Annotated in this window: 24 protein-coding genes and 1 tRNA gene; 15 read left to right on the plus strand and 10 right to left on the minus strand. The window is 65.7% G+C overall.

The genetic code is table 11. The annotated features are described in order from the left end of the window. Positions 1–4: 4 nt before the first annotated feature. From SMAL_RS12810 to SMAL_RS20860, 4 genes are all read right to left on the minus strand, one after another. Positions 5–349 (minus strand): hypothetical protein, encoded by a 345-nt coding sequence (locus SMAL_RS12810; protein WP_041864556.1) that lies wholly within the window; start codon positions 347–349, stop codon positions 5–7. A 68-nt stretch (positions 350–417) separates the two neighbouring features. Beyond that, a complete protein-coding gene (locus SMAL_RS12815) occupies positions 418–729 on the minus strand; it encodes a hypothetical protein (RefSeq protein ID WP_012511498.1) in 312 nt (103 codons plus the stop codon). After that, positions 726–1256, minus strand: coding sequence for a phage regulatory CII family protein (locus SMAL_RS12820; protein WP_012511499.1), 531 nt, complete (start codon positions 1254–1256; stop codon positions 726–728). The genes SMAL_RS12815 and SMAL_RS12820 overlap by 4 nt, the downstream gene beginning before the upstream one ends. A gap of 109 nt (positions 1257–1365) precedes the next feature. Then, a complete protein-coding gene (locus SMAL_RS20860; RefSeq protein WP_012511500.1) occupies positions 1366–1797 on the minus strand; it encodes a transcriptional regulator in 432 nt (143 codons plus the stop codon). An 81-nt stretch (positions 1798–1878) separates the two neighbouring features. On the opposite strand from SMAL_RS20860, the gene SMAL_RS20620 reads away from it, so the two are divergent. The 8 genes from SMAL_RS20620 to SMAL_RS20625 all read left to right on the plus strand — a co-directional run bounded on the left by SMAL_RS20620 (position 1879) and on the right by SMAL_RS20625 (position 5029). Beyond that, complete coding sequence (locus SMAL_RS20620) at positions 1879–2376, plus strand: helix-turn-helix domain-containing protein (protein WP_050767039.1); 498 nt, start codon at positions 1879–1881, stop codon at positions 2374–2376. Then, positions 2318–2659 carry a hypothetical protein gene (locus SMAL_RS21235; protein ID WP_012511501.1) on the plus strand — a complete coding sequence of 114 codons (342 nt, stop codon included), beginning with the start codon at positions 2318–2320 and terminating at the stop codon, positions 2657–2659. Before SMAL_RS20620 ends, SMAL_RS21235 begins: the two co-directional genes overlap by 59 nt. 187 nt (positions 2660–2846) lie before the next feature. Then, on the plus strand, positions 2847–3002 hold the full coding sequence (locus SMAL_RS21050; RefSeq protein ID WP_157628472.1) for a hypothetical protein: 156 nt from the start codon (positions 2847–2849) through the stop codon (positions 3000–3002). Further along, positions 2999–3214, plus strand: a complete 216-nt coding sequence (locus SMAL_RS12840; RefSeq protein WP_012511503.1) for a hypothetical protein — start codon at positions 2999–3001, stop codon at positions 3212–3214. The genes SMAL_RS21050 and SMAL_RS12840 overlap by 4 nt, the downstream gene beginning before the upstream one ends. Beyond that, a complete protein-coding gene (locus SMAL_RS12845; protein ID WP_012511504.1) occupies positions 3211–3510 on the plus strand; it encodes a hypothetical protein in 300 nt (99 codons plus the stop codon). The genes SMAL_RS12840 and SMAL_RS12845 overlap by 4 nt, the downstream gene beginning before the upstream one ends. Beyond that, positions 3510–3752 (plus strand): hypothetical protein, encoded by a 243-nt coding sequence (locus tag SMAL_RS12850; protein WP_012511505.1) that lies wholly within the window; start codon positions 3510–3512, stop codon positions 3750–3752. The genes SMAL_RS12845 and SMAL_RS12850 overlap by 1 nt, the downstream gene beginning before the upstream one ends. An 87-nt stretch (positions 3753–3839) precedes the next feature. Next, the gene (locus tag SMAL_RS12855) at positions 3840–4223 is read left to right on the plus strand and encodes a hypothetical protein (protein WP_012511506.1); all 384 of its coding nucleotides are present in this window, start codon (positions 3840–3842) and stop codon (positions 4221–4223) included. Between the two features lie 254 nt (positions 4224–4477). After that, positions 4478–5029, plus strand: coding sequence for a hypothetical protein (locus SMAL_RS20625; RefSeq protein WP_012511508.1), 552 nt, complete (start codon positions 4478–4480; stop codon positions 5027–5029). A gap of 25 nt (positions 5030–5054) precedes the next feature. Here SMAL_RS20625 and SMAL_RS12870 read toward each other — a convergent pair whose 3' ends face one another. Then, positions 5055–5801 carry a hypothetical protein gene (locus tag SMAL_RS12870; protein ID WP_041864557.1) on the minus strand — a complete coding sequence of 249 codons (747 nt, stop codon included), beginning with the start codon at positions 5799–5801 and terminating at the stop codon, positions 5055–5057. A gap of 370 nt (positions 5802–6171) precedes the next feature. Here SMAL_RS12870 and SMAL_RS20865 point away from each other — a divergent pair, with 370 nt between their 5' ends. After that, positions 6172–6486 carry a hypothetical protein gene (locus SMAL_RS20865; protein WP_012511510.1) on the plus strand — a complete coding sequence of 105 codons (315 nt, stop codon included), beginning with the start codon at positions 6172–6174 and terminating at the stop codon, positions 6484–6486. Beyond that, positions 6473–6688, plus strand: a complete 216-nt coding sequence (locus tag SMAL_RS12875) for a helix-turn-helix transcriptional regulator (RefSeq protein WP_012511511.1) — start codon at positions 6473–6475, stop codon at positions 6686–6688. Before SMAL_RS20865 ends, SMAL_RS12875 begins: the two co-directional genes overlap by 14 nt. Before the next feature lie 65 nt (positions 6689–6753). Here the strand turns inward: SMAL_RS12875 and SMAL_RS12880 are convergent. Beyond that, positions 6754–6843, minus strand: a tRNA-Ser gene (locus SMAL_RS12880). Positions 6844–6966: 123 nt separating this feature from the next. On the opposite strand from SMAL_RS12880, the gene SMAL_RS12885 reads away from it, so the two are divergent. After that, positions 6967–8037 (plus strand): DUF4241 domain-containing protein, encoded by a 1071-nt coding sequence (locus SMAL_RS12885; RefSeq protein WP_012511512.1) that lies wholly within the window; start codon positions 6967–6969, stop codon positions 8035–8037. Between the two features lie 81 nt (positions 8038–8118). On the opposite strand, the gene SMAL_RS12890 is transcribed toward SMAL_RS12885, so the two are convergent. Further along, positions 8119–9111 (minus strand): LysR family transcriptional regulator, encoded by a 993-nt coding sequence (locus SMAL_RS12890; protein WP_006375981.1) that lies wholly within the window; start codon positions 9109–9111, stop codon positions 8119–8121. A gap of 127 nt (positions 9112–9238) precedes the next feature. Between SMAL_RS12890 and SMAL_RS12895 the strand changes: the two genes are divergently transcribed. After that, positions 9239–9826, plus strand: coding sequence for an FMN-dependent NADH-azoreductase (locus SMAL_RS12895; protein WP_006375983.1), 588 nt, complete (start codon positions 9239–9241; stop codon positions 9824–9826). Positions 9827–10057: 231 nt separating this feature from the next. Continuing rightward, positions 10058–10414, plus strand: a complete 357-nt coding sequence (locus SMAL_RS12900; RefSeq protein WP_012511513.1) for an SH3 domain-containing protein — start codon at positions 10058–10060, stop codon at positions 10412–10414. 42 nt (positions 10415–10456) lie between these two features. On the opposite strand, the gene serS is transcribed toward SMAL_RS12900, so the two are convergent. Then, the gene (gene serS / locus SMAL_RS12905) at positions 10457–11737 is read right to left on the minus strand and encodes a serine--tRNA ligase (RefSeq protein ID WP_006376047.1); all 1281 of its coding nucleotides are present in this window, start codon (positions 11735–11737) and stop codon (positions 10457–10459) included. A 113-nt stretch (positions 11738–11850) separates the two neighbouring features. On the opposite strand from serS, the gene SMAL_RS12910 reads away from it, so the two are divergent. Both SMAL_RS12910 and SMAL_RS12915 read left to right on the plus strand, forming a co-directional pair. Beyond that, positions 11851–12489 carry an energy transducer TonB gene (locus tag SMAL_RS12910; RefSeq protein ID WP_012511514.1) on the plus strand — a complete coding sequence of 213 codons (639 nt, stop codon included), beginning with the start codon at positions 11851–11853 and terminating at the stop codon, positions 12487–12489. Between the two features lie 119 nt (positions 12490–12608). Continuing rightward, a complete protein-coding gene (locus tag SMAL_RS12915; RefSeq protein ID WP_006376051.1) occupies positions 12609–13181 on the plus strand; it encodes an energy transducer TonB in 573 nt (190 codons plus the stop codon). Positions 13182–13473: 292 nt separating this feature from the next. Here SMAL_RS12915 and aroA read toward each other — a convergent pair whose 3' ends face one another. Together aroA and pheA are read right to left on the minus strand one after the other, a co-directional pair. Then, on the minus strand, positions 13474–14781 hold the full coding sequence (gene aroA, locus SMAL_RS12920; protein ID WP_012511515.1) for a 3-phosphoshikimate 1-carboxyvinyltransferase: 1308 nt from the start codon (positions 14779–14781) through the stop codon (positions 13474–13476). Positions 14782–14857: 76 nt separating this feature from the next. Continuing rightward, positions 14858–16057 (minus strand): prephenate dehydratase, encoded by a 1200-nt coding sequence (gene pheA, locus SMAL_RS12925; RefSeq protein WP_006376055.1) that lies wholly within the window; start codon positions 16055–16057, stop codon positions 14858–14860. Positions 16058–16084 lie beyond the last annotated feature (27 nt).

The raw sequence follows: 16084 nt of genomic DNA on the forward strand, positions 1-16084 counted from the left end.
CAAACTACTCCCCGCCGTGAACTCGGCAGTAGGGCTGCTTGTCGTACAGCGACTTCCATCGAGCGGGCAGCTCGTCCGCCGTTCCGGTCACAGTGTTCCGGCAGCGTTTTCCGGCCCCAGTGTGGGCGCTGCATTGCACACGGCCTCCCCACTCGATCCAGTCGTAGTACTCGGAAGGCGTCAGGCCCAGCAGAGCAGATGTATGCAACTCCCCGGCCGCTATCGCTGCGGCTTGTTCGGCGGTTGCGAATGCCTCTCTCGCACCGAACGGTGCCTCGATGCTGAAGAGGAACATGCCCCCTGCGCTCGCAACGGTCTGCAGCGCTTTCAGAATGGTTGGGTCGGCCAAGGTCTCGCTCCTTCGAGCATTGAGGTACGGCAGATCCTAGCGCCGATGCTGTCATCTGGATCATTTCTTCAGACTGCCAAGTTGAAGTTGGAGCCCGGCGCCACTGGCCACCAGGTGCATGCGGGCTTGCCGGTGGTCGCGCATGGGGCACTCGGACCGCGCCAGATCCGGCCCTCTCGGGCCAGCTCAGGAAGGCGGCGACCCAGCATGTGGCGGTCCAGGCCGGTCAACGTTGAGAGGTGCAGACTGCTGTGGCCGGGATAGCGGGCAACAGCGGCTTCCGTCTTGGCGTGCTGGACACGAAGCGCGCCGCTGGCTGCGAGGTCGGCGGCGGCGATGTGGCTGGACTTCGGATCAGTGGAGCGGGCCTGGTGGTTCATCGACGTGCCCTCCCCTTCGCCGCAGCGCGCGATACGTTGCGGATCAGCCGGTGCGCCATCGTGATCAGCGAGTTGGCCTCTTCCACCATCAGCCTGGCTTCGTCGCTGTCGATGTGGCGATCAGCCATGGCCTCCACCGCAGTGCCCGACAGCCGCCCCACCCGCGTGGTGATCTCCAGCAGCTTTGTCTGGATGGCGCCGATCTCGTCCGACCAGCCACCCTCCGGCGGCGGCGGAACCGTGGCGACGGCCATGCCGAACTGCCCGGCCAGCGCCTGCATCCAATCCAGGGCGTAGTCGTTGCCGCCGGCTTTCTCCTGCATCCACTCGGTCAGCAGTTCGGCGATTTCCATCGTCACGGACTCCCCTTCCAAGCCGCGCAGCTTCGCGCGCAGCGTTTCCGGGTGCATGGACTTGCCGCGGCGGTCGGCCAAGAAGGCGGCTGCGTCAGCGACACCGCCCGGCGTCTTGCGCACGGAGTTGTAGAGAACGTCGAGCCAGTTGAGAGCGGATGTACGGCAGGTCATGGGTCACCTTGGGGAAGGCTGTGTTTCAAGGTTTCGGGCGGGGCCCGGGTGGCGCACGATGGGCGCCATGGAGATCAACAAGTCAGGGACGACGGCCAGGGATGGCCTTTCAGGCGGTGTCGACCGGGCCAATGCGGTCAGCGTCCGGATCGGCTTCGACGCGCGAAACAGCGCCGGTTGGGGCGGCACCGAGGACGGCGAGAACACCGGGCAGGGCCGGTACAGCTGCGTCCAGGTCCCAGGATGCGACGCGGTCCGCCGGGAGGGCCAAGATGACGGCCAGGTGTGCGTCACTGGAGAGGCCAAGCTTTGCCAGCAACTCCCGCTTGGTCACTGGGGCCAGACCACCCAAGGGGCCGAAAATGTCGGGGCACAGGTCATGGCGGGAAACGCCGGTGACGGATTCGATGGGAATGGCCATGGCCGGGGGCACGCGGCCCCGGGAGCGCCAATTGCTGACGGCGCTCTGGCGTACACCAAGGTGGGTGGCAAGGGATGTAACCCCGCCGGCAGCTTTCACGGCTCTGTCGAGTGCGTCCATCTGGCGAGAATCACATATCGTGATCCTTTGTGCAACACAAATCGTGTTAGCGCCACATCACAGACCGTGAAGAATTGGCCCATGGCCTTCTCCGACAACCTCCGCTCCGCCCGGCTTCGAGCCGGCCTGACTCAAGAAGCCTTGGCCTTGGCCTGCGGCTGGTCGGGCCAAAGCCGCATTGCGAACTATGAGTCGTCTGCGGACAGCGCGCGCGAACCGAAGGTCTCCGAGGTGCCCCGCCTGGCAAAAGCGCTCGGCGTCAGCATCGCTTCACTGTTCGGAGAAGCGCCGGAGTCTCAGTCCCAGCGACCCGAGCCTGCAATCCTTGCCGAAACCCACCGGTTCCTCGACAAGGCATTCGGCACGCTCGGCAAAGCCTTCGATATTGAAGCGGAGGCTGATCTGTTTGCAGACGTGTACGAATGGATCGTCTCTGATGATCGCCCCGCAGAACAGCGGAACCTGGTGGATTTCGCCGCATGGCGCGAGAAGCGCGATCTACACAGGGGAAGGACAACAGATGAGCAAAACGGAAGCGCTGCTAAGCAAGCTGGTCGAGCGCATAAACGCAGCGCCTGATCGAAAGCCTGCGCTCTACGCAGTGCCCAACAAGCGCTCGCCGCACTTCGATGCAGTCGCTCGTGAGAGCCACATCCGCATGATCCGTAGCTTGGCCAAGGCTTACCGGCACTTTGGCGTGCAGATCATCATTGACCAAGCCACGATTGGTCATGCGTCGATTGAAGACCTCGGCGATGACGCCCTCATCGCACTCCATCGTGACCTGGACCGCGCCCGCGAGTGCATCCGCGATGACGTTTCCTTCGAGGAAGCTGGCCTGATCCGCCACTCGTTCGACTGAGCACCAGCCCAATTTCTGAACGGAAATAGCTCGGTTCAGAAATACACCGCGCAATCATCACGATATGTGTTGCATACACAATCACAATATGTGATCTTACTTGCGTCGCCGACTACCGCCTCATCCCGGGGCGCGGCGCAGGAGATCACGCATGGCCACCCTTTCCCTAGGCTGCCGATCGGCAGAGATGAAAGTCATCGCTGACCACGTCAGCGAGCGCGTCATCGCAGACATGGGCGTTGCCCGCCTGCACCTCACCGCCGAAGAGGCCGAGCAGCACGCGCACCAGCTGCTGGCAGCAGCCAAACAGCTGCGCGCCGCGCCGCAGGACGCTGCCGCATGAGCGCCGCCCTCGCCCACCACTCCAACGCTCAGCGCGCCGCTGCTGCCGCTGGCATCGTCGCCCGCGCCGGTCGCCGCTGGGGTCTCCTCCCCTACCAGGTCGTCATCGCCTCCAGCATCGCCGCCAATGCCGTCCTGCGGCAGGGCAAGAGCGCTGCAGGTGCTGTCGCCGCCGCTCGCCGCGCAGCGCGCGCGCAGGCAGGTGCTGCATGAGCGCGTCCACCGCGCCGAGCTTCGCCATCATCGAAGTGCCAGGCTGCGGCATGCGCCTGCGCGCCATGAAGGATGAGGGCGGCTGGAGCATCTCCGGCTGGCGCCGAACCCAAGGCGCAAAGGCCATGGTCATGTTCGCGGCTGCGGATACCACACCGACCTTCAGCGAGACCGCCGGCCAGCATCACGTTATTGCCGGCCGCACGTACATCGCAGTACCACCCGCGAGTAGGAAGAAGCTGCAGGAATTCATTGCGTCCGCTGAAGCCGGCACTGGCACCACCGGAGGCACCTGATGCGCCACCTGGCCATGCCCTTCTTCTGCGCCGTCGTCGTCGGCCTGCTGATGGCGCTGCTCGCGCGCGCCTTCTACACCGGCGCCGCCTCGTTCCTCCTGCCCTTCGCTGCAGGCGTCGTCTTCTTCACCTGGTGCGGCGTGCGCGACCTCGTGCGGAACTGGCCTGCCTTCCGCAAGGAAATGCGGCAGCGCGCGGCAGAGCGACAGCGCGCGCCGATGCCCGCTGACGACACCCACTGAGCAACCGCCCGCCCGAGCAACCGGGCTCCGCGCCGGCCGGACTTCCACACGTCGGCTACCCACTTCCGCCATTGATCGAGAGCAGCCATGACCGCTTCCGTCGTTGTCGATTTCCACCATGAAGCCGAATTCCCCAAGTTGGAGAACGGCGAGCGCCCACGGGTCGAGCTGATTCGCGAACAGGTCGCAAGCTACGTCGAGGGTTACACCGTAGCCAAGGGACAGAAGCCCGCCCGCATCGTTCTGCAGGCTTCGGACCTCTTGCATTGCCAGCGCAGGGTGCGGGCCCGCATGCAGAAGCCCCACCGCGACAAGGCAAAAGCCGAGTGGCAGGAGCGCCGCAAAGCCGGGTCGAAGGAGCGTTGGCGAGACGCCAAGCCCGAGCCCGTCGCGCTGGACGGCATGACCTGGTGCGGGATCCCCATCGAAGGCGTCGGCTACAGCCGCCATCGCGCGGTCGACAAGGCCTGATCCATGGCGAAGTCCGCGCAGCTGGACATTTTCGATGACGACCCCGGGCGCGAAGCACGCGCATGGCGGATCCAAGCCGAAGAGGCGCTGCGGGCCTTCCAGTTCCCAGACGCCGTGCGCTTGGACCGACACGCCTATTACGTGGCCAGGGCCGAAGAGCTGGAGAAACGGGCCGGCAGGCCAGATCCAGCGCCACCCACGCTTTCAACCGTGCGCCCGGGCGGGTGCATTCAACTTCCAAAGGACGAACGCTGATGACCAGCGAGAAAAGCGCCACCCCCATCTACAACGCAGGCGGTATCGAACTGACCGCATGCCAGTTGCATGAAGCACTGCTGATGGCAGGAACTCCGGAACTCGGTGTGCCATTCGAAGATCGCGGCCGCGTCCGCATTTTCCAGAGCGAGACAGGGCATAGCGGCCCTGGACTGTATTGCGAGTGCGTTGATGTGGAGGAGGAGGGCTGCATCCTGTTGGATGGATCCTCTCCAGCCATCGCGCCGACCGCGCAGGCCGTGGACCTGGACATGTTCTACATCCAGGACACGCGACAGTTCGTCGGGAATTGCCCCATGTGGTGGGGCCCGAACGGAAGTGGCTATGTAACCAGGCTGGATGAAGCTGGCCGCTACACCGAGCAGGAGGCGGTCAAGCAAAACCGAACGCGCAACACGGATGTGCCATGGCTTTGCGCAGAGATAGACGCACTCTCACGCCGTACAGTCGACTTTCAGCACATGCGCACTCGCGAAGAGCGCCTGGCCGAGCTAGCCCTGACCGACAACCAGGCAGTCGGAAATGACTAAGTCACTGGCAAGGTCGAGCATTCTGCTACTCAGCGTCGAACGCTGCAGCAGCGCGCGCAGTCATCACATCAGCCAATCCAAGGCGTTCCATAGCAACGGCACATGCCTGTTGAACAACTACAAGATCAGTTCGGATCAGAGGCAACAAGAACTGAAGGGCTTCATACAGCGCAGCAAGATCTTCCGCCGATGCATCATCGGGAAGGAGTCTGTAGCTCTCTTGTGCGATCACCATAAGCCCGTTTGCCCGCAACAGGCAGCCCGCGACTTTTCTATCCAAGTAGTGCAGCCGATCCCGCGCCGCAGCGGTCATTGGGAAAGTAAGCCGGTCAAGATCCTCGAAGAGCGGTCTCCGATATCTGCCATCTGTCATGAAAAGCTGCTTACCGACGCCGCCGCCTATAAGGATCCCAACAGCATTGCTGATGAGGCCAAAAGCAGTCGCAACTTCTCCGGTGATCTGAGCAAACAACAAGAGCTCTTCGGTTTCCTCTCGGTACTCCCGGCGGGACGCCTCACTGGCATTGCGGGTTGCTTCACCGGCAGCAATCCGCGTCGCCTCTGCACTAGCGCTGTTCGCGGTAACGCCGAGCTTCCACACCGCAAAGGCAGACGCCGTGGTGACGCCAATGCCAATCCAAGCGACAACCAAGGCAGCTATGGCGATCCCGGCCGCACTTCCACCAAACAGCGCCGCCCAGGCGTCCCACCACACAACGCAGTCGCCCTCGCCCGGCGGCCAACATGTACTGAGGCCATTCCACCAGCTCATTCCGTGATCCCCCTGTGGACTGGCCGGCATTCTGCCATGCCGCCGCGGTCGGCGGAGATCACCCATGGCTGACCAGTTGCTCACCGCTGCACCAGTACGCAACGTCACCAGCGCGCAGTTCGCTGCTTCGCCGGGCGCAAGCGTCCTTTCCGCTCGGTTCCAATGTCTGTTGTCGTGCGGCCACGTCGTGATCCGCCCAGGTGAGCACGTGCGCGGCACCAGGTTCTCTCTGCGCGCACCCCACACAGCCCCGTGCAACCAATGCCCGAAGGAATCCACCTATGGATGACGGTCGCCGCGTGATTGGCGCCGCGCAAGCGGCCTTCCTTCTGGAACAGCTCGAAGCCCACATCGAGGAGTGCAACAAGCCATGACCCAGGAACATATCAGCCACCCGGAAGGTTTGCCGAACTGCGCCGCCGGCCACCGCGCGCGCCACATTCACGACAAGCGCTGCGCTTCCGCCGGCGGTGGTCACCTGGTCGAGTGCGCCTGCAGGTCGACCAGCAGGCATGCCGATCCCGACAAGGCCATCGCAGCATGGCGCAGACTGAATCGGCCAGCGCGCAGCGCGCGCGCCGCATCAGTCGATATGTCGGCCGACAACGTTCTGCAGTTCCAGCTTGGGCTGCCCGATCGTCCTAAGAAGGCTCGCCGCATCGGAGGCCATCATGGGCGCGGCTGAGAGACTGGAAGAGCTGCTATCACTCGATCGCGTTCGCCAGATGACCGGGATGGGCACCACCTTCATCTACGGAGAGATCAAAGTCGGCCGCTTCCCGCGCTCTATCCGCATCGGTCGCCGCGCACTCTGGATACAATCCGAGGTGCAAGGCTGGGTTCGGCAGCAGATCGCGCAGAATCGACCTTTGCAGGTGGATGGGTAAGCGGGCGGGTAGCTAAGGCTGTAGAAGCGAAAAAGCCCCTATTTCTAGGAGCTTTTTGCAAAGACTGGCGGAGAGAGTGGGATTCGAACCCACGGAAGGTTTAACCCTTCGCCGGTTTTCAAGACCGGTGCCTTAAACCGCTCGGCCATCTCTCCAATCGGGTCCCGGACGCCCGGGCAGCGGCGTATTCTCGCACGTGAAGGGCATTTGCCCAAGACCACCTTGCCCCTGCCCTTCGCATCCGGCACGGTGGTGCCTTCACTGCAATCGGAGCCCCCATGGCCCACCTCGATCTGGCCAACCTGCGCACCACCCTGCTGGACGACACCCAGCTGGCCGCAGTGGCCCTGCACCGCACTTTCGCCGGGCACCTGCCGGTCAGCAGTGGGCATCTGGTGGTCTGCGATCCGCTGGTCCAGGCCGAGGCGCCCGCGCTGGCCGACTACACCGCCCCGCTGGGCCGGCATCCGGTCGAGATCATCGTGCACAGCGGCCGCCCGGCGCTGGCCGTGGTCCGGTTCAAGCCCCGCGAAGACCTCACTGCGTCTGCCCTGCACTGGCAGATGGCGCGCTGGACCACGCAGGACCTGACCGGCCTGGATGAGGACAGTTTCATTGGCTATCCGGTCGACGCCGGCATCGGCTGCTTCATGGACACCGACACCCAGCAGGCGCTGCTGGCCTTGATTGAACAGGCCGGTGGCGACGAAGACAACGCGTGGTCGGATGCGCTGATCGACCATGACGGCCTGGATGACGGCGCCGAATACCGCCCCTGGGGCGAGGACTCACCACACGGCCTGGTCGTGTTCACCAGCGGCTGGGGCGACGGCGTCTATCCGAGCTACTGGGCGCTGGATACCTCCGGCATTCCGGTCGCTCTGGTCACCGATTTCCTGTGCATCCAGGGCGGTGATGGGCGCGACGAGCGCGAGATCGCCGACCAGGCCTATCGCGACAGCCTCCCACCCGAAGAAGCTGAAGCGCTGGCACGGCTTGTAGCGGCCGTGGACCGCGACGACCCGGATGCGCTGCGAGAGCTGTTGAAGGATGCGCCGCAGCGCGCCAACCAGATCGAGCCGGGCTGTGGCGGCACCGCCCTGTTCGAGGCGATCCGCCTGGACCGCCCACAGGCACTGCGGGCGCTGCTGCAGGGCGGCGCGTTGCCGGCAATGCCCGAGCGCCTGCACATGAGCAAGGTGACCAGCTACATGGACTACGCCCGGTTCCTGAAGAAGCCACGCAGCGCGGAACTGATGGCGGTGCTGGAAGCGCCAGTCATTGCCGAGCCCAGACCAGCCGCACCGCCGCGGCGCAGCTTCTGGGATCGGCTGTTCGGCAGGAAGTGACCGGGGCCGGAAAGCAGCAACGCCGGGCATGGCCCGGCGCTACTGTTTCACAGATCGGCGGTGCAGTCGCGGGTAGGCGCCTCAGCCCGCATCCACTGCCAACGCGCCCAGCGCACTGGCCTTGATCCGCTCCTTGGCCTTTTCACAGGCGCCACCGCAATCCAGGCGCGAGGCCTCCAGCTGCGGCGGCAAGTGCTCGGCCAGGAAGTCGATGAACACGCGCACCGCCGGCAGCAGGCCGCGGCGCGAGGCGAACACGGCATGGCACACACCCTGCGGCAGCGACCAGTCCGGCAGCACCACTTCCAGTTCGCCGTTGCGCACCGCATCGGCGCACACGGTTTCCGGCAGCATGGTGATGCCGAAACCGTCCTTCACCATGCTCTGCAGCAGCGGGAAGTCGAAACCGGCCACGCGCGGCTGCAGGTCGACCCGGCGCACTTCGCCTTCCGGGCCGTGCAGCTCCCAGCGCTGGCGGGCTTCGTCTTCGCTGATGCTGAGGGTGACGTGCTGGGTCAGCTCTTCCGGATCCTTCGGCCGGCCAGCGCGATCCAGGTACTTCGGGCTGGCCACCAGCAGTTCCTGCACTTGGCCGAAGCTGCGCATCACCAGGCTGCCATCGTCGTCCAGGCGCGAACGCACGCGCAGGGCCACGTCGTAGCCTTCATTGATGATGTCCACGCGGCGGTTGCTGATGTTCAGCTGCAGCCGCACCTTCGGGTACTGCTCAAGGAACTTGGGCAGCAGCTTGGGCAGCTGCATCTGCGCCAGCGATACCGGCACGCTGGCACGCACCAGGCCGCGCGGTTCCGCACTGAGGCGGTCCACCACTTCGCGTGCGGCCTGTGCCTCGGCCAGCATCGTCTGCGCGTGACGATGCACGCTGGTGCCGACGTCGGTCACCGCAAAACGGCGCGTGGAGCGCTGCAGCAGGCGCACGCCCAGGTCGGTTTCCAGCTGGCTGATGCGGCGGCTCAGGCGCGACTTGGGGATACCCAGAGCGCGTTCGGCGGCAGCGAATCCACCGTGGTCGACCACCATCGCAAAGTAGTACAGGTCATTCAGGTCATGCATGCCCGAGTTCCATATCTAGAACAATACGTGGCATTCAACCACCTTTATCCCGCCTTTGCAACAACCTATCGTTCTCTCCGTCGGCGGGGCCTACCCGCCCCTTCCTCCCAGAACATAGGTGACTGCCATGAAGCTTCTGCATCTCGACGCCAGCGTGCTTGGCGAGAACTCCGTCTCCCGCCACCTGACCGCCGCCGTGGTGGCCCGGTTCAAGCAGCAGGTTGAAGGCCTGCAGGTTGATTATCGCGATCTTGACGCCAATCCGGTACCGCATCTGCGCAGTGGTTCGCTGGCCAAGACCGACGCGGCCGAAGCTGCCGAGGCTGAACAGGTGCTCGAGCAGTTCCTGGCGGCTGACATCGTGGTGATCGGTGCGCCGATGTACAACTTCAGCATCCCCTCCACCCTGAAGGCCTGGATCGACCGCGTCGCCGTGGCCGGCCGCACGTTCAAGTACACCGAGAACGGCCCGGTGGGCCTGGCCGGTGGCAAGCGGGTGATCGTGGTCAGCAGCCGTGGCGGCATCTATACCGATTCGCCGGCCGACTTCCAGGAACCCTTCCTGCGCCAGACGTTCGCCTTCTGGGGCATCAACGACATCGAGTTCGTGCGTGCGGAGGGCATTGCCTACTCGCCGCAGCACCGCGAAGACGCCATTGCCGGCGCACTGGCCGCGCTGCCGTCTCACGAAGCGGCTGAAGCCGCCGCGGCGTAACGCGTTCCAGCGTTCGGCGCCGCTCTCTCTCCTCGTCGAGGCGCTGAACGCGGGCCGGGATCCCCTCCCCCATCCCGGCCCACCCTGGCGGCCCCGCTTAGCGGGGCCGTCTTTTTGCGTGCCGATTCTTGTCCGCCGGGCATGGCCCGGCGCAACCCGTGCAGGTGCCGGCATGGTCCGGCCGGCTCCGGTAGCGCCGGGCCATGCCCGGCGGAAGCGGTACAGTGGTTCATGAACTACATCGTGACCACTGCACATCGCAGCGAATTTCCGCACCCGATCACACTGCGCCGAGGCCAGGCACTGGTGGTGGGCGAACGTTATGAAGGCCCCGAGGGCTGGGAAGACTGGTTCCTGTGCGAAGCCGAGGGCCAGCAGCCCGGATTCGTGCCGGCGCCGGTGATCGGCCGCGATGCGCAGGGTGGCGCATTTGCCACGGAAGACTACTGCGCGCGGGAACTGGATGTGGATCCCGGGCAGCTGCTGCGCGGGCAACGCACGCTCAATGGCTGGGCGTGGTGCGCGCCGGAGACGGGCGAACCCGGATGGGTGCCGTTGGAGAAGCTGCGGGCTGCAGAAACCCCGTAGCGCCCGAGCCTGCGCTCGGGCGGCAGCACAAAGCGCAGGCTATCAGCCGATGGTTTCCAGGCCACCCATGTACGGGCGCAGGGCCTCCGGCACGGTGATGCTGCCGTCGGCGTTCTGGTAGTTCTCCATCACCGCGATCATCGCGCGGCCGACGGCCACGCCCGAGCCGTTCAGCGTGTGCGCCAGTTCCGGCTTGCCCGTGGCCGGGTTGCGCCAGCGGGCCTGCATGCGGCGGGCCTGGAAGTCACCACAGTTCGAGCACGAGGAGATCTCGCGGTAGGTCTCCTGCGACGGCAGCCAGACTTCCAGGTCGTAGGTCTTCACCGCCGAGAAGCCCATGTCGCCGGTGCACAGCAGCACCTTGCGGTACGGCAGGCCCAGCTTCTCCAGCACCACTTCGGCGCAGCGGGTCATGCGCTGGTGCTCGGCGTCGCTGTCTTCCGGGCGGCTGATCGAGACCAGCTCGACCTTCTCGAACTGATGCTGGCGGATCATGCCGCGCACATCGCGACCACCGCTGCCGGCCTCGGCACGGAAGCACATCGAGTGAGCGGTCATGCGCAGCGGCAGGCGTTCGGCATCGACGATCTCGTCGCGCACGATGTTGGTCAGCGGCACTTCCGAGGTCGGGATCAGGTAGCGCGTAGAGTCACCCACGGCAGTCTTGAACAGGTCGTCCTCGAACTTCGGCAGCTGGCTGGTGCCGCGCAGCGAATCGGCATTGACCAGCAGCGGCACGTTGGTTTCCTCGTAGCCGTGCTCACCGGTGTGCAGGTCGACCATGAACTGGGCCAGCGCACGGTGCAGGCGCGCGATCGGGCCGCGCAGCACGGTGAAGCGCGAACCCGACAGCTTTGCAGCGGTTTCGCCGTCCAGCCAACCGTTGCGTGCGCCCAGCTCAACGTGGTCCAGCACCTTGAAGTCGAACTGGCGCGCAGTGCCCCAGCGCGCCTGCTCGACGTTGTCGTTCTCGTCGGCACCGGCCGGCACGTCATCGGCCGGAAGGTTCGGAATGCCCATCGAAATGGCGTCGATCTTCTCGCGCAGCTCGTCCAACGCCACTTCCGAAGCCTTCAGCTCGTCGGCGAAGGCGGCGACCTCGGCCATGATGGCCGAGACGTCCTCGCCCTTGGCCTTGGCCTGGCCGATGGCCTTGGAACGGCTGTTACGCAGGCTCTGCAGCTCCTGGGTCCGCACCTGGATGCGCTTGCGATCGGCCTCCAGGGACTCCAGGGCAGACACGTCGAGCTCGAAGCCGCGGCTGGTGCGCAGGCGTTCGGCGAGGTCGGCGGGCTGGTGGCGGAGCAGGGCTGGATCAAGCATGGCAGGTGTCGTGGTGGGTATCAGGAACGGGATTATCGCTTGTTATACGGATTTCTGCCGCCCGGTTCATTCCCGCCGTGGCAGAATCGGGCTATTCCGTACTGGTCCGGTCCATGTCTGCACCCCGCTCGTCGTCCGCCAAGTCGTTCACTGTGCATATCCCGCGCAACGCCCTGAAGATCGCCGGCATCGCCTTCGGCGTGGGCGTGCTGCTGTTCGTGCTGGTCTGGCTGACCGGCCGTGACAAGGAGTTCTTCCGCGCCGACCCGGCAGCACAGACCCCGCAGGAAACCGCCCAGGTGGAGCCCCTGCCGGAACCGTTGGCCGCTGCGGCCGGTTCCAGCGACATGCCAGACGCCAAGCCGGCACCGGTGGAGGAAGAAGCGCCGAAACTGGTCGAAACCGCTCCGCCACCGCCCGCGCCGATCGCCGAGCCGGCCCCGGCCGCCCCGGGCGCAGCGCCGGCCGCGACCGGCAACAGCCAGCCGATGCCGATTGCCGGCCAGTCGCCGCCGCCGTCCTATCCCGCCGCGGCACTGCGCGCCGGTGAAACCGGTACGGTGGTGGTACGCGTGGATGTGGATGCCACCGGCTACCCGAACAACACCACGCTGATCCAGCGCAGTGGTTCACGCGAGCTCGACCGTGCCGCCACCGACGCCGTGCGGCGCTGGCGCTTCACTCCGGCACAGAGCAACGGCCAGGCCGTGCCCGGCAGCATTGAAGTGCCGTTCGACTTCAAGACGCAGTAACTGAACGCTTTCCGGCAGGCAAACTGAACCCTGCCGGTGGCGTTGACGCAACGCTGACACTCCTCGTCCGTGGCTCGGGCAACACTTCCCACGTCGTCAAGTGACGGAAGGAGTTTGCGATGACTGCCACCACCCACGAGAACCTCCACTCGCCGCATCTGCCGCAGGATTCCAGCGCGCAGCACACGCCCACGTCGCCCTGGATGTGGATCGCGCTGATCGTGGCGATGTTTGCTGCCGCCCTGCTCTGGTTGCGTTACTCCAACCAGGAAGATGTGGCGCCGGCACCGGTCGGTGAGCGCATGTTGCCGGCCCCTGAGCAGGCTGCGGCGATCGATGCAGCGGCACCTGCAACGCGCCAGGCCGCCCCGGCCTCAAGCCAGCGCAAGGCTGCGCCAGTGGTGCGTAATCGTGAAGCACGCCCGCTGGCCAGCAACCGCATGCCCACCTACCCCGCTGCCGCACTGCGCAGTGGCGTACAGGGCAGCGTGATCGCCAGCCTGAATGTCGACACCCGCGGCAATGTCGCCAACGCTGCGATCGTTTCGCGCAGCGGCGAGCGCAGCCGTGACCTGGATCGTGCGGTACTCAACACCGTGCAGAACTGGAAGTTCCAGCCGGCAATGCATGAAGGCCGTGCAGTAGCAAGCGTGGTGCGGGTTCCGGTGGATTTCCGTACCGAGCAGCGTTGATCGCGGACGAGGGGTTCGTGATGTTTCGACGGAGGCTTCGGCCTCCGTCCTTTTATGCGGAGAAGCGTGCCGACCAAGGTCGGCACCTACCGGGCGATGTGAGCGTGCCGACCAAGGTTGGCACCTACCGGGCGATGTGAGCGTGCCAACCAGGGTTGGCACCTACCGGGCGATGGAAGCATGCCGACCAAGGTCGGCAGCTACCAGGGCGCGCCATCCGCCGGGCATGGCCCGGCGCTACCCATGCGTTGTCCCGGTAGCGCCGGGCCATGCCCGGCGGATTCGGTGCCGCTCAGCCCAGATTGAACCCGGCGCCGCGCGCCAGACCATCGAAATCCGGGAAGGAAGTGGCGACGTTGGCGATGTCGTTGATGCGCACTTCGCCGTCACTTATCTGGCCGGCGATGGCGAAGGCCATGGCGATGCGATGGTCGCCGTGGCTTTCGATGGTGCCGCTGCCCAGGCGCACACCGCCGTGCAGGGTGGCGCCGTCTTCGGTTTCGTCCACCTGCATGCCCAGCGCACGCAGGCCGGTCGCCATCGCGGCAAGACGGTCCGATTCCTTCACTCGCAGTTCGGCGGCACCACTCACCACGGTCTGCCCTTCGGCGGCCGCAGCGGCCACGAACAGCGCAGGGAACTCGTCGATCATGTCCGGCACCAATTCCTCCGGAATGCGCGCGCCCTTCAGCGGCGCGTAGCGCACCACCAGGTCCGCCACCGGTTCACCGCCCTGCTCGGCCGGGTTCTCTTCGCTGATGTCCGCACCCATCAGGCGCAGCGCGTGCAGCAAACCGGTGCGACGCGGATTCAGGCCGACCTGCTTCAGGCGCAGTTCGGAGCCGGGAATGATGCTGGCAGCCACCAGATAGAACGCGGCCGAGGAGAAATCGGCGGGCACCACGATGTCGGTGGCACGCAGGCGCTGGCCGCCACGCAGCCGAGCCTTGCCCGGCGAGAATTCGATCTCCACCCCGAATGCAGAGAGCATGCGCTCGGTGTAGTCGCGGGTCGGGTGGGGTTCCACCACGCTGGTTTCGCCCTGCGCATACAGGCCGGCCAGCAGCACCGCCGACTTGATCTGCGCGCTGGCCACCGGCGAGGCGAAGTCGATGCCGTGCAGCGACTGGCCGCCATGCACGTGCAACGGCGGCGTGCCATCGCTTTCGGTGTCGATCTTCGCACCCATCTGCGACAGCGGGCCAGTGACGCGGCGCATCGGGCGACCTGACAGCGACTCATCGCCGATCAGCGTGCAGTCGAACGCCTGGCCCGCCAGCAGGCCGGCCAACAGGCGCATGCCGGTACCGGCGTTGCCGCAGTCCAGCGGCGCATCCGGCGCCTTCAGGCCGTCGATGCCGACGCCGTGCACGATGCGCTGCGACGGGCTGGGGGTTTCGATGCGCACGCCCAGCTGGCCGAAGATGCGCGCAGTCGCGCGGGTGTCCTCGCCTTCCAGGAAGCCTTCGATATGCGAGGTGCCATCGGCCAGCGCGGCGAACATCACCGAGCGGTGCGAGACCGACTTGTCGCCGGGAATGGTCAGGCTGCCCTGCAGCGGCTGGCCCTTGCGGGCAATCCAGTGTTGCGCGTTGCTCATCGTTCGATCATTCCGTAAACGCCGGCAGCACCGGCGATGCATCAGGGGGCGGCAGCCGCAGCCACCGCAGCAGCAATCAGGGCACGGCCACCGGATAGGAGCCGAGCACCTTGATCTGCGCCGAGTGCGCTTCCAGTTCGGCCAGCGCGGCCTGCATCGGCGCGTCGTCGATGTGGCCGGCCAGGTCGATGAAGAAGCCGTATTCCCACTTGCCGTGGTGCGACGGACGCGACTCGATGCGGTTCATGCTGATGCCGTGGCGGGCGAACGGGCTGAGCACGTCGAACAGCGCACCGGGCTTGTCATGGATGAACACCAGCACCGAGGTGCGGTCATGGCCGGAGGTCGGGAAGATGTTGCGACCCACCACCAGGAAGCGGGTGGTGTTGTCGGCGTCGTTCTGGATCGGCTTGGTGACCACCTTCTTCAGGCCGTACACATGGCCGGCACTCTCGCCACCGATGGCCGCTGCGTCGTCGGCGTTGCGCGCACGGCGCGCGCCTTCGGCATTGCTCGACACTGGAATCTTCTCGGCCTTCGGCAGGTTGGCGCGCAGCCACGCCGAGGTCTGCATGAACGACTGCGGGTGCGCATAGATGCGCTCGATGTCCTCGATGCGGCCGCTGCGCGACATCAGGTACTGCTGCACTCGCAGTTCCACTTCGCCACAGATCTTCAGGTTGGAGGTCAGGAACATGTCCAGGGTGATCTGGATGGTGCCCTGCCCGGAATTCTCCACTGGCACCACGCCGAAATCGGCGTTGCCCGCTTCCACTTCCTGGAACACTTCTTCGATGCTGGCCATCGGCAGGCCCAGCGCCGAGCGGCCGAAGTGCTTGAGCACGGCCTGCTGGCTGAAGGTGCCTTCCGGGCCGAGGTAGCCGATCTTCAGCGGCTCCTGCTGGGCCAGGCAGGCCGACATGATCTCGCGGTAGACGTGCACCAGCAGCTCGTCGCTGAGCGGGCCTTCGTTGCGGTCCACCACCATGCGCAGCACCTGCGCTTCGCGCTCGGGCCGGTAGTAGTCGACGGCGGCGGCGAGCTTGCCCTTGGCCTTGCCGACCTGATGGGCAAAGCGTGCGCGCTCGGCGATCAGGTTCTGGATGTCGCGGTCGATCTGGTCGATCTTCGAGCGCACATCGGCCAGCGCCAGCGGCGCCAGGGTGGGCGCCGGATTCGAGGCGGCCTTGGCCTTGCTCTTCGCCTTGGTGGACGCGCTATCCTTGGCCGGTTCGGCCTTCTTCGGCGCCTTCTTGCTGGATTTGCTGCTTGCCATCGGAGTTCCTTGTTACGGGGCCCGCAC

This window comes from Stenotrophomonas maltophilia R551-3, from assembly GCF_000020665.1.
Taxonomy (GTDB): Bacteria; Pseudomonadota; Gammaproteobacteria; order Xanthomonadales; family Xanthomonadaceae; genus Stenotrophomonas; species Stenotrophomonas maltophilia_L.

Bases quoted from the DNA above. Each gene is read 5' to 3' on its own strand.
- SMAL_RS12870 (WP_041864557.1), bottom strand. From the start codon at position 5,801: ATGAGCTGGTGGAATGGCCTCAGTACATGTTGGCCGCCGGGCGAGGGC.
- SMAL_RS12815 (WP_012511498.1), bottom strand. From the start codon at position 729: ATGAACCACCAGGCCCGCTCCACTGATCCGAAGTCCAGCCACATCGCC.
- SMAL_RS12900 (WP_012511513.1), top strand. From the start codon at position 10,058: ATGAACTACATCGTGACCACTGCACATCGCAGCGAATTTCCGCACCCG.
- pheA (WP_006376055.1), bottom strand. From the start codon at position 16,057: ATGGCAAGCAGCAAATCCAGCAAGAAGGCGCCGAAGAAGGCCGAACCG.
- SMAL_RS12840 (WP_012511503.1), top strand. From the start codon at position 2,999: ATGAGCGCCGCCCTCGCCCACCACTCCAACGCTCAGCGCGCCGCTGCT.
- SMAL_RS20860 (WP_012511500.1), bottom strand. From the start codon at position 1,797: ATGGACGCACTCGACAGAGCCGTGAAAGCTGCCGGCGGGGTTACATCC.
- SMAL_RS20625 (WP_012511508.1), top strand. From the start codon at position 4,478: ATGACCAGCGAGAAAAGCGCCACCCCCATCTACAACGCAGGCGGTATC.
- SMAL_RS12910 (WP_012511514.1), top strand. From the start codon at position 11,851: ATGTCTGCACCCCGCTCGTCGTCCGCCAAGTCGTTCACTGTGCATATC.
- SMAL_RS12845 (WP_012511504.1), top strand. From the start codon at position 3,211: ATGAGCGCGTCCACCGCGCCGAGCTTCGCCATCATCGAAGTGCCAGGC.
- SMAL_RS12850 (WP_012511505.1), top strand. From the start codon at position 3,510: ATGCGCCACCTGGCCATGCCCTTCTTCTGCGCCGTCGTCGTCGGCCTG.
- aroA (WP_012511515.1), bottom strand. From the start codon at position 14,781: ATGAGCAACGCGCAACACTGGATTGCCCGCAAGGGCCAGCCGCTGCAG.
- SMAL_RS12885 (WP_012511512.1), top strand. From the start codon at position 6,967: ATGGCCCACCTCGATCTGGCCAACCTGCGCACCACCCTGCTGGACGAC.
- SMAL_RS12895 (WP_006375983.1), top strand. From the start codon at position 9,239: ATGAAGCTTCTGCATCTCGACGCCAGCGTGCTTGGCGAGAACTCCGTC.
- serS (WP_006376047.1), bottom strand. From the start codon at position 11,737: ATGCTTGATCCAGCCCTGCTCCGCCACCAGCCCGCCGACCTCGCCGAA.
- SMAL_RS20620 (WP_050767039.1), top strand. From the start codon at position 1,879: ATGGCCTTCTCCGACAACCTCCGCTCCGCCCGGCTTCGAGCCGGCCTG.
- SMAL_RS21235 (WP_012511501.1), top strand. From the start codon at position 2,318: ATGAGCAAAACGGAAGCGCTGCTAAGCAAGCTGGTCGAGCGCATAAAC.
- SMAL_RS21050 (WP_157628472.1), top strand. From the start codon at position 2,847: ATGAAAGTCATCGCTGACCACGTCAGCGAGCGCGTCATCGCAGACATG.
- SMAL_RS12890 (WP_006375981.1), bottom strand. From the start codon at position 9,111: ATGCATGACCTGAATGACCTGTACTACTTTGCGATGGTGGTCGACCAC.
- SMAL_RS12875 (WP_012511511.1), top strand. From the start codon at position 6,473: ATGGGCGCGGCTGAGAGACTGGAAGAGCTGCTATCACTCGATCGCGTT.
- SMAL_RS12915 (WP_006376051.1), top strand. From the start codon at position 12,609: ATGACTGCCACCACCCACGAGAACCTCCACTCGCCGCATCTGCCGCAG.
- SMAL_RS12820 (WP_012511499.1), bottom strand. From the start codon at position 1,256: ATGACCTGCCGTACATCCGCTCTCAACTGGCTCGACGTTCTCTACAAC.
- SMAL_RS20865 (WP_012511510.1), top strand. From the start codon at position 6,172: ATGACCCAGGAACATATCAGCCACCCGGAAGGTTTGCCGAACTGCGCC.
- SMAL_RS12855 (WP_012511506.1), top strand. From the start codon at position 3,840: ATGACCGCTTCCGTCGTTGTCGATTTCCACCATGAAGCCGAATTCCCC.